This is a genomic window from Ruegeria sp. D1(2025), from assembly GCF_056536425.1.
Window position 1 is genome coordinate 141,261 of sequence record NZ_JBQFPO010000010.1, and the last position, 13,244, is coordinate 154,504.

Sequence of the window (13,244 nt, forward strand, 5' to 3'; positions counted from 1 at the left end):
AAATCCGGCAAGTTCCATATTGCATTAACCGAACGGTTGGTCAATAAATAACCGAGTTGCGAATCTGAACCGAACTGGGAGCCGGCATGACGCAATCCCCGCTGGTCAAGGTGGATCTGGAAGGCGACATCGCCTGGGTCACGGTGAACAATCCGCCGGTGAATGCGACGTCGTTGCAGGTGCGCCAGGGGCTGGCGGATGCGGTTGAAGCCGCCAAGGATGCCCGGGTTGCCGTTCTGCGCTGCGCCGGTTCGACCTTCATTGCCGGTGGCGACATGTCAGAGTTCGACAGCGCGCCCGTTGAGCCTCACCTACCTGATGTCGTGCAGATGATCGAGGAAAGCCCGGTTCCGTTTGTTGCCCAGTTGCATGGCAACGTGTTGGGCGGTGGCTTCGAGATTGCCATGGGCTGTGCTTGGCGGATCGCTGCGCCGGGCACACGGTTTGGGCTGCCCGAGGTTAATGTAGGGCTGATCCCCGGTGCCGGAGGCACGCAACGGTTGCCACGCCTTGCAGGGATGGACGTTGCCATCGACATGGCCTGTTCGGGAAAGCTGCTGACAGCCGAAGCCCTGCAAGAGCTTGGGGGTGTCGATCTGGTCGCTGAAAACATCGACCTGGCGGTCAGAGAGTTTGTCGCGGATATCCCTGCGCGGCCTGTACCCGTCAGTCAGCGGAAAGTGCAAGACATTGCGCCCGATCTTTTTGAAGTGTCGCGAGAGGCGCTAAAAAAACGTGCCAAAGGTCAGCAATCCCCGCTGGAGAACCTGACGGCGCTGTCATGGGCGCTGGAACCATTTTCAAAAGGCCAGCCGAAAGAGCGGGCGCGTCACCTGGAGCTGAGACAAACCCCGGAAAGCCGTGCATTGCGTCATGCTTTTTTTGCGGAGCGGACGGTGACCAAGCCATCGGCAATTCAGGGTGCCTCACCCCGCGCGGTTAACAGAATCGCTGTGGTCGGCGGCGGGCTTATGGGGGCCGGGATCGCCACGGCCGCGCTGAACGGTGGTCTTGCTGTAACCCTGATCGAACGTGATGCCGAGGCGGCGACAGCGGCCGAGGCGCGTGTTTCCGAGCTTTTGAACGGGGCGGTAAAGCGCGGCAGAATGACCGAAGCACAGATGCAGGATCGGTTGTCAGCCTTCAGCGCCGTGGACGATTATTCTGGAGCCGCAGACGCAGATTTGGCGATCGAGGCGGTATTCGAGGATCTGAGCGTCAAGCGCGCGGTTTTTGCAGACCTTTCCGCCCACATGAAGCCGGACGCCATTCTGGCCACCAACACGTCTTATCTTGATCCTGTCGACATATTCGAAGGGGTGCAAAATCCCGCCCGTTGTCTGGGGCTGCATTTCTTCAGCCCGGCGCATGTCATGAAACTGCTTGAGATCGTGAAAACCCCTCACACCAGTGCCGAGGTGATCGCGACAGGTTTTACTTTGGGCAAGACGTTGCGCAAGGTTCCGGTCCTGTCGGGAATATGTGACGGATTTATCGGCAACCGAATGCTGGCCGCATACAGGCGCGAGGCGGATTACCTGCTGGCCGATGGTGCCATGCCGTATCAGATTGACGCCGCGATGCGCGCTTTTGGAATGCCGATGGGGCCATATGAATTGCAAGACCTGACCGGGTTGCAGATCGCCTGGGCCAACAGAAAACGCAACGCGGTCACGCGTGATCCGCAGGAGCGGTACGTCACCATCGCCGATCAGCTTTGCGTGTTGGAGCGTTTTGGGCAGCGCAGCGGTAAAGGCTGGTATCGTTACGAAGACGGCAACCGCGCACCGATCCGCGACCCCGAGGTCGAGGCGCTGATCAAAACATATTCTGCCGAGCAGGGCATTACACGCCGGGAGTTTTCGGCTGAGGAAATCACCTCCCGTATTCTGGCCGTTCTCGCCAACGAAGGGGCGCTGATTGTCAGGGAAGGTATCGCCGAAACCACGGATGCCGTCGATATGGTTCAGATCCATGGCTATGGTTTCCCACGCTGGCGCGGCGGCCCGATGCAATACGCGACTGAGGTGGGATGGAAAAAAACGTTGGAAGCCATGCAGTTGGTGGCGTCCGAAAGCCCCGCGTCCTGGAAGTTGGCGGCGGTGCCCGAAAGCTCTAAACCCGTTGATGGTTACAAAAAGGACCATTAACGCATTCTTAACTCATGTTTCACTGGGAGGAGACAGATCCATGAAGTTCACTAAGTTGAGTACCCTTCTTGCCTCGGCCGCGCTGGCCGTTTCGGGTACTGTGGCGCTGGCGGCGGATTACACGCTGACCATTTCCAGCTGGGCCCCGCCGACCCATGGCATCAACGCAATGATGTGGCCGAAATTCACCGAAATGGTCGAAGAAGCCACGGATGGTAAAGTCACCGCCGAGCTGAAACTTGGCCTTGCACCTCCGCCCGCGCAAATGGACCTGATCATGGATGGCGCAGCAGATGCCTCGATCATTTTCCACGGCTACCAGCCGGGTCGCTTCGTCACTACAAAGATGATCGAACTGCCCGGGTACGAAGGATCGGCCGAGGCCGCATCGGTCGCCTATTGGCGCGCCTATGAGAAGTACCTGAAAGCGGCCGACGAGCATCGCGGGGTCAAGCTGATCGCGCTGCACACGCACGGTCCGGCGCAGCTGCATTCAAGCGCTCCGGTGACATCGCTGGATCAGGTCTCGGGGCTGAAGGTACGTATCCCCGGTGGTGTGGGTGGCGACGTTGGAACGGCGCTGGGCGCAACCGGCATTCAGGTTCCGGCCCCCAAGGTCTATGAAACGCTCGCGTCCAAAGCGGCGGATGGCGTGGTCATGCCGTTTGAATCCCGCAAGGGCTTCAAGCTGACCGAGGTCGCACAGAACGTTTACGAAGTGCCCGGCGGGCTCTATCGCGGCTCGTTTGCGTTCATTATGAACGAAGATACGTTTGCCGACTTGCCCGAAGATCTGCAGAAGGCACTGGAAGAGAAAGTCTTTGGCGAGCCGCTGAGCCGTGAGATCGGCAAGATCTGGGACCAGATCGACGCCATTGGGCGCGAAGCGACCGAGGCGGCGGATGGCAACAGCATCAACGCCGCGTCCGCAGAAGATCTTGAACAGTTCAATCAGATTGCGGCCGACGTTCGAAGCAAGGTGATTGGCGAAGTCAATGAAACCGGTATCGACGCGCAGGCAACCTATGACCTGATCGTGCAAGAAATGGCGGCTCAGTAAGGCTGTCCGGCTGGTGGGGTTTCCCACCAGCCATTTTTTACCGGCAAGAGACATAATCATGCGAAATCTCGTGATCTGGGCGCGGCGCGCCAGTTTTTTTCCGACGCTGCTGGCCTGTGTGGCCTTGTTCATCCTGATGGTGATGACATTCTGCGATGTCATCCTGCGCTCGGTTTTCAATGCTCCGATCGAGGCTGCGACCGAACTGACCCGGATTTTGATGGCCATCCTCGTGTTTTCGGTCCTGCCCATGATTTCCGCGGGAAAAGGCCAGATCGCGGTCGATCTCACAGACGGTCTGTTTTCCCGTCTTCGCCTTAGCCGGGCCCGTGACGCTGCGGTTTATCTGGCATCGGGCATCATGCTGATCTGGCCAATAAATAGGGTCTGGATCCTGTCCGAGCGCGCGCGCGACTACGGGGACGTCACAGAATACCTGTCGATCCCGGTCTTCTATGTCGGCTGGTTCATCACCTTCTTCACCGTTATTGCCGCCATCGCGATGGTGATTACCGGTCTGATGTACATCTTTGCACCCCACGCCCTGTCGGAGCAGACCCAATGACCGCAGCCCTGATCGGTTTCGCACTGGTACTGGTTCTGGTGCTACTTCGTTTGCCCATTGTCTTTGCGATGGGTTTGGTTGGCACGTTTGGCTTCGCCTACGAACGCGGCGGCGCGATTTTTTCGGAACGGGGGCTCAAGGCCGCCATGTCGATGGTGGGCCGCCAGATCACGGACACCGCGCAGGACTATGGCCTGTCGGTTGTGCCGCTGTTCATCCTGATGGGACTGTTCGTCAACAAAGGTGGATTGGCGCGTGAGCTTTACGCGGTTTCTAACGCTTTCCTGGGGCATTTCCGGGGCGGTATCGCGATGGCGACCGTTGCCGCCTGCGGCGGTTTTTCGGCGATCTGCGGGTCGTCTTTGGCCACGGCTGCTACAATGTCCAAGGTCGCGATGCCCGAAATGCGGCGCTATCGCTATTCGGACGAGTTGTCGACCGCCTCGATTGCGGCGGGCGGAACGCTGGGCATTCTGATCCCGCCTTCGGTCATTCTGGTGATCTATGGCCTGCTGACCGAAACCTCGATCGGGAAGCTGTTTGTCGCCGGGATATTGCCGGGGATGATGGGCATCCTGTTCTACCTGTTCGCGGTGCGCTGGACCGTCTGGCGCAAGCCTGATTCAGGCCCTGCCGGTGAACGCCACGGCTGGGGCGAGCGTCTGACGGCGCTGCGATCCGTCTGGGCCGTGCTTTTGTTGTTCTTCCTGGTTATCGGGGGCCTCTACGGCGCGTTTGATTTTCACCCGCTGAACCTGACCTTCAGCCCGACCGAAGCGGCGGGCATGGGTGCGATGGGCGCGTTCCTGATCGCCCTGTCGCGCGGCGGCCTGACGCTGAGTTCGACATTCGAGGTGCTGAAGGAGACGTCATATACAGCCGCGGCCTTGTTCTCGGTGCTGATTGGGGCGCAGATCTTTTCGAATTTCATCAACCTGGCTGGTTTGCCCGAAGCGTTGATTGCGCTGGTCACGGCATATGAAGTGTCGCCTTTCGTGGTGATCCTGATGATCCTGGGCATCTACATCATCCTTGGCTGCGTTTTTGAATCTCTTTCGATGCTGCTGCTGACGGTGCCGATCTTTTTCCCGCTGGTCACGTCGCTGGGCTATGACCCGATCTGGTTCGGTATCGTCGTGGTCGTTGTGACCGAGATCAGCTTGATAACTCCGCCCGTCGGTCTGAACGTGTTCATCCTGAAAGGCGTGGTGGGCGATGTGTCGACCGGAACGATCTTCCGGGGCGTGACACCATTCTGGGTTGCCGACATCTTCCGCCTGGCGTTGATCGTTCTGGTGCCTTGGCTGGTGCTGGTCCTGCCCGAGCAGATGGGCGCGATGGGGCACTGATGTTCGCGCTGACCGCACTTCCCGAGGGGTTCCATCAGGACCCGTATCCGACCTACGCCGCTTTGCGCGAGGATGCGCCGGTTTGTGTGCAGCCGGATGGCAGCGTGATCCTGTCCAGATACGAGGATCTGGATCTGGTGTATCGCGATACCCGCCGTTTCATTTCGGACAAGAAGGCGGTATTTGGCCCGAAATACGGGGTCGATAGCCCATTATACGAACACCACACCACCAGTCTGGTGTTCAACGATCCGCCGTTGCACACCCGTGTGCGCAAGGTGATGGTTGGCGCGCTGAACCCCCGCGCGCTGGCGCAAATGGAGCCTGGGCTGGTCGAACTGGTTGATCGCCTGCTGGACGAGATGCAGGCCAAGGGCCAAGTCGAACTGATCGAAGATTTTGCCGGTGCCATTCCCATCGAGATCATCGGAAATCTTCTGGGCATTCCCCGTGACGAGCGTGAGCCTTTGCGGGACTGGTCGCTCGCGATACTTGGGGCGCTTGAGCCCAAGCTGACGCCCGAGCAGGAGGAGCAGGGCAATCGCGCTGTCGCCGATTTCGTCGAATACCTGCGCCGGATCATCGACGACCGCCGCGCCAGTCCGGGCGACCCGGAGACAGATGTCCTGACCCGTCTGATGCAGGGTGATGTGGACGATCGGTTGACCGAAGTTGAGCTGTATCAGAATTGTATCTTCATTCTGAATGCCGGTCACGAAACCACCACAAACCTGATCGGTAACGCGCTTGATCTGTTGCACCGGCACCCGGATAAACGGGCCGAACTCTTGGCCAGACCCGACCTGATCACGACGGCGGTGGACGAATTCCTGCGGCTGGAAAGCCCGAACCAGTTCGGCAATCGCCTGACCACCGAGGCGGTTGAATTCCATGGTCACATGATCCCGGCGGGTACGGATATTCACCTCTGTATTGGTGCTGCCAACCGTGATTCGCGCCAGTTTGACGACCCCGATACCGCGAAACTGGATCGCCGTCCCAACAAACATCACGCCTTTGCCGGCGGACCGCATACCTGCGTCGGGCTGACTCTGGCGCGAATGGAAGGGCGTGTTGCCGTTGGCCGTTTTCTCGAGCGCTTTCCCGGTTTTGAGTTGCAGGAGGGTGCGCAAAGAGGAAATCGCACCAGGTTTCGCGGCTTTGCCCGTCTGCCAGCTCGGGTGCCATAGATGCGGCATAGATAGGCATTTTTGCTGTTTTATATTTGACCGACCGATCGGTTAATAATAGTTTGATCCGAACGAACCGGCCACAATCGCCGACCGGATGCCAAGGATGAGGAGGCACATATGACCATCCAACAGATTTCCAGCTTTGCCGCCGGTGAATGGATTGCGCCGGGTGAAGGCGCCCGTTCCATCGCCAGTGCAGTCACCGGAGACGTAATCGCGACCGCGGGTAACAACGCGCTGGACGTGCAGGCAATGCTGGACCACGCGCGGGATGTAGGCGGGCCCGCCCTGCGCAGAATGACGTTCCACGAGCGGGCAAAGATGCTGAAGGCGCTGGCCATGCATCTGGGGCAGCACAAACAGGCACTGTATGATCTGTCTTTCGATACAGGCGCGACTCAATCCGACCACCTGATCGACATCGATGGCGGCATCGGCACGACTTTTGTCTATGCGTCCAAGGGGCGTCGCGAGACGCCTGACGGGCATGTCTTCCTGGACGGCGAGGTTGAGCAATTGTCGCGCAACGGAACGTTCCTGGGCCAGCATGTCTGCACCCCGTTGCAGGGCGTCGCGGTGCATATCAACGCATTCAACTTCCCGGTCTGGGGCATGTTGGAAAAACTGGCGCCAACGTTGTTGGCCGGGGTTCCGGCGATTGTAAAACCTGCCACCAACTCCTGCTACGTGACAGAGTTGTGCGTGCGCATCATGCTGGATTCAGGCATCTTGCCCACGGGTGCCTTGCAGTTGGTGACGGGCGGATTGGGCGATATGCTCGACCGGCTGGGAATGCAGGACGTGGTCAGCTTTACCGGCTCGGCCGAAACGGCACTGAAACTGCGTGCCAATCCGGTGATCCTTGAGAACTCGGTACGGTTTGTGGCCGAACAGGACAGCCTGAATGCCTCGGTTCTGGGGCCGGATGCGGAACCCGGAACGCCCGAGTTCGACCTGGTCATCAAGGAAGTTCAGCGCGAAATGACAACCAAGGCGGGGCAGAAATGTACGGCCATTCGCCGGATCATCGCGCCGGAAACACATGTTCAGGCTGTGATCGATGCGCTTACTGACAGATTGGCAAAGACGGTCGTCGGCAATCCGAGGCTTGAAACCACCCGCATGGGCGCGCTCGTATCACAAGGCCAGAGGCGCGATGTTCTGGAAAAAGCCGCGATCATCGGGCAGGAGGCCGAGCGGGTTTTCGGCAATCCTGAAGACTTCGCCATTGACGGTGCGGATGTCGAAAAGGGCGCCTTTGTTCCACCGATGCTGTTCCATTGCGCCAGCCCTGACACGGCCCGGCGCGTGCACGATACCGAGGCCTTCGGCCCGGTCAGCACCATCATGGGGTATCGTGATCTGGACCATGCGGTTGAATTGGCGAACAAGGGGCAGGGTTCACTGGTGGCGTCCGTGATCACCCGCGACCCATCCGTCGCGCGCGAGATTGTCATGGGGGCCGGGGCCTATCACGGGCGTTTGTATTTCAACAACCGGGATTCGATGAAGGAAGCGACGGGCCACGGGTCTCCGTTGCCGCACATGGTCCACGGCGGCCCCGGTCGCGCCGGAGGCGGCGAAGAGATGGGTGGTGTGCGAGGGGTGCAGCATTACATGCAGCGCACGGCAATTCAGGGCTCGCCCGATATCCTGACCGCGATCGGCGACAGGTGGGTTTCCGGTGCGACCGAGATCAAAGGCCCGGCGCATCCCTTTACCCGCCGGTATCACGATCTGGCGATTGGCGAGACCATTCATACGGCACCGCGCACCATCACCATGGACGATATCGAGCATTTCGCGCATTTCACGGGCGACACTTTCTACGCCCATATGGATCAGGCCGCGGCCGAGCGGAACCCGTTCTTCCCTGGTCGTGTGGCGCATGGTTATTTGTTGCTTTCGTTTGCGGCGGGTCTGTTTGTGGAACCCAACGAAGGTCCGGTTCTGGCCAATACCGGGCTGGACAATCTGCGTTTCATGAAGCCGGTGGAAGCAGGCGATGCGATCAAGGTGCGGCTGACTGTCATGAAGAAGACCGGGCGCAATGATGAATACGGAGAAGTGCGCTGGCTCGTGTCGCTGACCAACCAGGATGGTGATCTGGTGGCGGAATATGAATTGCTGACAATGGTAGCCTACTGAAGCGGGCCGGATGGCAATTTCCTTTGGCCGGGCTATACTTAGGCTATGAAAGATCCGCATTCTGACTGGTTCGAAACCTGTATTGCCCAGCTGACGGCGTCCGGCACGCAGCGGGTCTGGTCGGTGCTGGTATCGATTTTCGGCGATCTGGCCCAGAACGAGACCGATCAGATCAGCGGTGCCCTTATCACCCGGCTGACCGGACTTGCCGGGATAAAGTCTGAAGCGACCCGCGTTGCTTTGCACCGACTGCGCAAGGAGGGCTGGATCGAAAGCACCCGGAGCGGGCGCAACAGCACGCACAGCCTGACGGCGTTCGGGCGCGCTCAAAGCGCCGCAGCGGTGCCGCGCATCTACGCCCGCGAAACCGTGCGCCCGGAAACCTGGCATGTCCTTATCGCGGACAGTTCGGACGGGTCCCGGCAGGAACTGGCCGATCTGCTGCTGACCGGTGACTACATTCCACTGAGCAGCACGGCAGCGATGGCTCCCGGTGAGGCTCCGGAAGGTATCGAAGACCTGTTTGTTGTTCAAAGGGGCGACCTCTCGGTTCCCCGCTGGCTGCGCGAACGTTGCGGACCAGATGCGCTGAACGAAGGATATAAACAGCTTCTGACCCGATTGCGGGCGGTTCAGGAGAGCATTCCGGCCTCGGGTGTCGGCGATCCGTTCCAGGCGGCGGTGCTGCGGGTCCTGATCGTTCACAGCTGGCGCCGCATCGTTTTGCGGCACCCGGATTTGCCGTCAGAGTTTCTGCCCGAGGCGTGGAAGGGTCCGGCCTGCCGAAAGGTTGTTTTCCAGATCCTCGACAGGTTGCCGAGCCCTTCGATCGAGGCGCTTGAATCCGCTTTGACCGGATAGTGATCGCGGTATTTCCCGGTGGCGAAGGTCGGTGTGTCGAACAATAAGTTACATTGATTCAGAAATGGCAAAAAAGACGTAACATATTTCTTGCTTCGAATCATCGCGACCCGTATTAACCGACCATACGGTTGGTATTTCCGGCCGTTGCGACAGGAGGCCTTTGATGGACGCATTCATTTGTGACGCGACACGTACCCCGATTGGCCGGTACGGTGGCGCGTTGTCTTCGGTCAGAACAGATGACCTTGCGGCGGTGCCGATCGCTGCACTGATGGCCCGGAATCCGCAGGTGGACTGGGCCAGTGTGGATGACGTGATCTTTGGCGATGCCAATCAGGCCGGTGAAAGCAACAGGAATGTGGCGCGTATGGCGGCGCTGCTGGCTGGTTTGCCGGTTGATGTTCCGGGAACCACCGTGAACCGGCTGTGCGCCAGCGGCATGGACGCGGTGGGCATGGCCGCGCGTGGAATCCGGGCCGGCGACTTCGATCTGGCAATTGCGGGCGGCGTGGAAAGCATGAGCCGCGCGCCCTTCGTCATGCCCAAGGCCACCAGCGCCTTTAGCCGCGCTAATGCGGTTTATGACACAACGATTGGCTGGCGGTTCGTAAACCCGAAGATGAAAGACATGTACGGCGTGGACAGCATGCCGCAAACGGCTGATAACGTGGCCGAAGACTATGGCGTAAGCCGTCAGGATCAGGACGACTTCGCGGCCCGCAGCCAGGCTCGCTGGCAAGCAGCGCATGAGGCGGGGATTTTCCGGGATGAGATCACCCCGGTCTCGGTCCCGCAGCGCAAGGGCGATCCGGTTGTCGTGGATACGGACGAACATCCCCGTCCCGGAACCGATGCCGCGAAGCTGGCCGGATTGAAAGGTGTGAATGGTCCCGACAAAACCGTGACTGCGGGTAATGCCTCGGGTGTGAACGATGGCGCAGCGGCGCTGCTTCTGGCCAGCGAGGTGGCAGCGCACAAGAACAGCCTGACACCGATGGCGCGCGTGGTTGGGATGTCCGCTACGGGTGTCGAGCCGCGCGTCATGGGCATCGGCCCGGTATCGGCAAGCCGCAAGGTGCTGGCCCGCGCCGGTCTGAGTATCGATCAGATGGATGTGATAGAATTGAACGAGGCGTTTGCGGCTCAGGGCCTTGCCACGCTGCGCGAGCTTGGTGTTGCCGATGATGCACCGCACGTGAATGCCAATGGCGGTGCCATTGCAATGGGTCATCCGCTGGGCATGTCGGGGGCCCGCATCGTGCTGACCGCGGCTTATCAACTGCAACGCTCGGGCGGGCGCTATGCGCTTTGCACCATGTGCGTCGGCGTGGGTCAGGGCGTCGCCCTGATCCTTGAACGCGTCTAAGGGAGGAGACCCCAGATGTATGCTCAACTTGTGAAAACGGCCGGAACCGGCGTCAAATCCAAAGACGAGATGACGGATCAGGAGCGTGAGTTCCAGGACAAGATCGACCGCGATATCAAGATCGAACCAAGGGATTGGATGCCGGATGATTACCGCGCGACCCTGATTCGCCAGATCGGACAGCATGCGCATTCAGAAATCGTCGGCCAGCTTCCCGAAGGCAACTGGATCACCCGTGCGCCCACATTGGAACGCAAGGCGATCCTACTGGCCAAGGTGCAGGATGAGGCCGGGCACGGTCTGTATCTTTACTGTGCTGCGGAAACGCTTGGGGTCAGCCGCGATGAGATCACCGAAATGTTGCTGGACGGGCGCATGAAGTATTCGTCGATCTTCAACTATCCGACCCTGAACTGGGCGGATATCGGTGCCGTCGGCTGGCTGGTGGATGGTGCGGCGATCATGAATCAGGTGCCGTTGCAGCGCACATCGTACGGGCCGTACTCGCGCGCGATGATCCGCATTTGCAAAGAAGAGAGCTTTCATCAACGGCAGGGTTATGACGCCATCCGCAAGATGGCTGAAGGTACGCCCGAGCAGAAGAAAATGGCGCAGGACGCGCTGAACCGGCTGTGGTTCCCGTCTTTGATGATGTTCGGCCCCTCCGACAAGGATTCAGTGCACTCGGCGCAGTCGATGGCGTGGAAGATCAAGATCAACACCAATGACGAGCTGCGCCAGAAGTTCGTGGACCAGACGGTTCCGCAGATCGAGTTCCTTGGCCTCGATTTGCCGGATCCCGGCATCAAATGGAACGAAGAGCGCGGCCACTACGATTATTCCGACCCGGACTGGTCCGAGTTTTTCAACGTCATCAAGGGCAACGGTCCGTGCAACGTGGACCGGCTGGCTGCGCGCAACAAGGCGTGGGACGACGGCGCGTGGGCGCGCGACGGCTTGCTGGAACATGCCCGCAAGAAAGCCGCCCGCAAGCACGCGGCAGAGTAATCAGGAGGTTCCGCTATGAAAAATGAATGGCCCCTTTGGGAAATCTTCATCCGCGGCCAGCATGGGCTGAGCCACCGGCATGTGGGTTCGCTACATGCACCAGATGCCGAAATGGCGATCAAGAACGCGCGCGATGTCTATACGCGCCGCAACGAAGGCGTGTCGATCTGGGTGGTTGAAGCCCGGCACATCGCGGCCACTGCACCCGGCGAGAAGGGCCCTCTGTTCGAGCCCTCCGAGAGCAAGGTCTACCGCCACCCGACGTTTTACGACATCCCGGACGAAGTGGGGCATATGTGATGGCAGAAGTCGACAAACAGGCCCTGCTGCAATTTCTGCTGCGGATGGGCGACAACACTTTGGTCCTCGGGCACAGGGTGTCCGAATGGTGCGGTCACGCGCCCGTGCTGGAAGAGGACATCGCGCTTGCCAATACGGCGCTGGACCTGATCGGTCAGACGCAGCTCTGGCTGGGTTATGCGGCCGAAATTGAGGGCGAAGGCAAGTCGGTGGACGATCTGGCCTTTCTTCGCGACGTCTGGGATTTTCGCAACGTTCTGCTGGTCGAGATGCCCAATGGCGATTTCGGTCAGACCCTGATGCGTCAGTTTCTGTTCGATTCGTGGCATTCCATCATGCTGGGCCGGCTGATCAGATCGTCGGATCGGACTGTGGCCGATATCGCTGAAAAGGCCAGCAAAGAAGTGGCGTATCACCTGGAAAGATCTGCCGACACGGTTGTCGGTCTGGGAGACGGAACCGAGGAAAGCCATAACCGGATGCAGGCCGCCCTGAACTACCTGTGGCCCTATGTCGGAGAAATGTTTGAAGGCGACGCGGTCGATGAGGCCATGGTTACGGCCGGTATCTCGAGCGACCCCGGCCAGTTGCGTGAAGAATACGACACGCTGGTGGGCCGGGTCCTTTCCGAGGCGACGCTGATCATTCCCGAAAGCCGCTTTGCCCATAAGGGTGGTCGCACCGGCCAGATGCATACCGAACATCTGGGCCATCTGCTGTGCACGATGCAGTGGCTGCCGCGTGCCTATCCCGGTTGCCGGTGGTGACAGTGATGGCGCGGCCCTCCGTCGGTGAAATCTGGCAGTGGCTGGACCATGTGCCCGATCCGGAAATCCCCGTGATCTCTTTGGTGGATCTGGGGATCATCCGCGACGTCGCGTGGGAAGATGATCTTTTGGTTGTCACGGTCACACCAACCTATTCGGGTTGCCCGGCGACCAGCGTCATCAATCTGGATATCCAGACGGCGCTGCGCGAAAAGGGGATCGACCGGCTTGAACTGCGCCGTCAGCTTTCACCTGCATGGACCACCGACTGGCTGTCGGACAAGGGGCGCGTGCGTCTGGAAGAGTTCGGCATCGCACCGCCGCAACCGGCAGGCGGACCCGAACGCTGCCCGCGTTGTGGTGGCAACCATCTGGAAAAACTCAGCCAGTTCGGCTCGACCCCCTGCAAGGCGCAGTGGCGGTGTTGCGACTGCCTGGAACCGTTCGACTATTTCAAGTGCATCTGAGGGAGGA

12 protein-coding genes are annotated in these 13,244 nt (G+C 59.8%); all 12 read left to right on the forward strand.

What is annotated here, in order from left to right:
- Positions 1-86 precede the first annotated feature (86 nt).
- The 12 genes from ACR1XU_RS19240 (at position 87) to paaD (ending at position 13,237) form a co-directional block, all read left to right on the forward strand.
- Positions 87-2,150 carry a 3-hydroxyacyl-CoA dehydrogenase NAD-binding domain-containing protein gene (locus tag ACR1XU_RS19240; RefSeq protein WP_480908877.1) on the forward strand — a complete coding sequence of 688 codons (2,064 nt, stop codon included), beginning with the start codon at positions 87-89 and terminating at the stop codon, positions 2,148-2,150.
- 40 nt (positions 2,151-2,190) lie between these two features.
- Positions 2,191-3,210 carry a TRAP transporter substrate-binding protein gene (locus ACR1XU_RS19245; RefSeq protein WP_170616005.1) on the forward strand — a complete coding sequence of 340 codons (1,020 nt, stop codon included), beginning with the start codon at positions 2,191-2,193 and terminating at the stop codon, positions 3,208-3,210.
- Positions 3,211-3,268: 58 nt separating this feature from the next.
- Positions 3,269-3,775 carry a TRAP transporter small permease gene (locus ACR1XU_RS19250; RefSeq protein ID WP_480908876.1) on the forward strand — a complete coding sequence of 169 codons (507 nt, stop codon included), beginning with the start codon at positions 3,269-3,271 and terminating at the stop codon, positions 3,773-3,775.
- Entirely contained in the window at positions 3,772-5,124 is a 1,353-nt protein-coding gene (locus ACR1XU_RS19255; protein ID WP_170616009.1) for a TRAP transporter large permease, read from the forward strand. The genes ACR1XU_RS19250 and ACR1XU_RS19255 overlap by 4 nt, the downstream gene beginning before the upstream one ends.
- Positions 5,124-6,314 carry a cytochrome P450 gene (locus ACR1XU_RS19260; protein ID WP_480908875.1) on the forward strand — a complete coding sequence of 397 codons (1,191 nt, stop codon included), beginning with the start codon at positions 5,124-5,126 and terminating at the stop codon, positions 6,312-6,314. The genes ACR1XU_RS19255 and ACR1XU_RS19260 overlap by 1 nt, the downstream gene beginning before the upstream one ends.
- A gap of 120 nt (positions 6,315-6,434) precedes the next feature.
- Complete coding sequence (gene paaZ, locus ACR1XU_RS19265; protein ID WP_480908874.1) at positions 6,435-8,465, forward strand: phenylacetic acid degradation bifunctional protein PaaZ; 2,031 nt, start codon at positions 6,435-6,437, stop codon at positions 8,463-8,465.
- A gap of 45 nt (positions 8,466-8,510) precedes the next feature.
- Positions 8,511-9,326 (forward strand): PaaX family transcriptional regulator C-terminal domain-containing protein, encoded by an 816-nt coding sequence (locus ACR1XU_RS19270; RefSeq protein WP_480908873.1) that lies wholly within the window; start codon positions 8,511-8,513, stop codon positions 9,324-9,326.
- A 166-nt stretch (positions 9,327-9,492) separates the two neighbouring features.
- Positions 9,493-10,695: a 3-oxoadipyl-CoA thiolase gene (gene pcaF / locus ACR1XU_RS19275; RefSeq protein WP_480813916.1), complete on the forward strand. Its 1,203-nt coding sequence runs from the start codon at positions 9,493-9,495 to the stop codon at positions 10,693-10,695.
- A gap of 15 nt (positions 10,696-10,710) precedes the next feature.
- The gene (gene paaA / locus ACR1XU_RS19280; protein ID WP_480908872.1) at positions 10,711-11,703 is read left to right on the forward strand and encodes a 1,2-phenylacetyl-CoA epoxidase subunit PaaA; all 993 of its coding nucleotides are present in this window, start codon (positions 10,711-10,713) and stop codon (positions 11,701-11,703) included.
- Positions 11,704-11,718: 15 nt separating this feature from the next.
- The gene (paaB, locus tag ACR1XU_RS19285) at positions 11,719-12,003 is read left to right on the forward strand and encodes a 1,2-phenylacetyl-CoA epoxidase subunit PaaB (protein ID WP_170616022.1); all 285 of its coding nucleotides are present in this window, start codon (positions 11,719-11,721) and stop codon (positions 12,001-12,003) included.
- Positions 12,003-12,770, forward strand: a complete 768-nt coding sequence (gene paaC / locus ACR1XU_RS19290; protein ID WP_480908871.1) for a 1,2-phenylacetyl-CoA epoxidase subunit PaaC — start codon at positions 12,003-12,005, stop codon at positions 12,768-12,770. The genes paaB and paaC overlap by 1 nt, the downstream gene beginning before the upstream one ends.
- Positions 12,771-12,775: 5 nt before the next feature.
- The gene (gene paaD / locus ACR1XU_RS19295; RefSeq protein ID WP_170616027.1) at positions 12,776-13,237 is read left to right on the forward strand and encodes a 1,2-phenylacetyl-CoA epoxidase subunit PaaD; all 462 of its coding nucleotides are present in this window, start codon (positions 12,776-12,778) and stop codon (positions 13,235-13,237) included.
- Positions 13,238-13,244 lie beyond the last annotated feature (7 nt).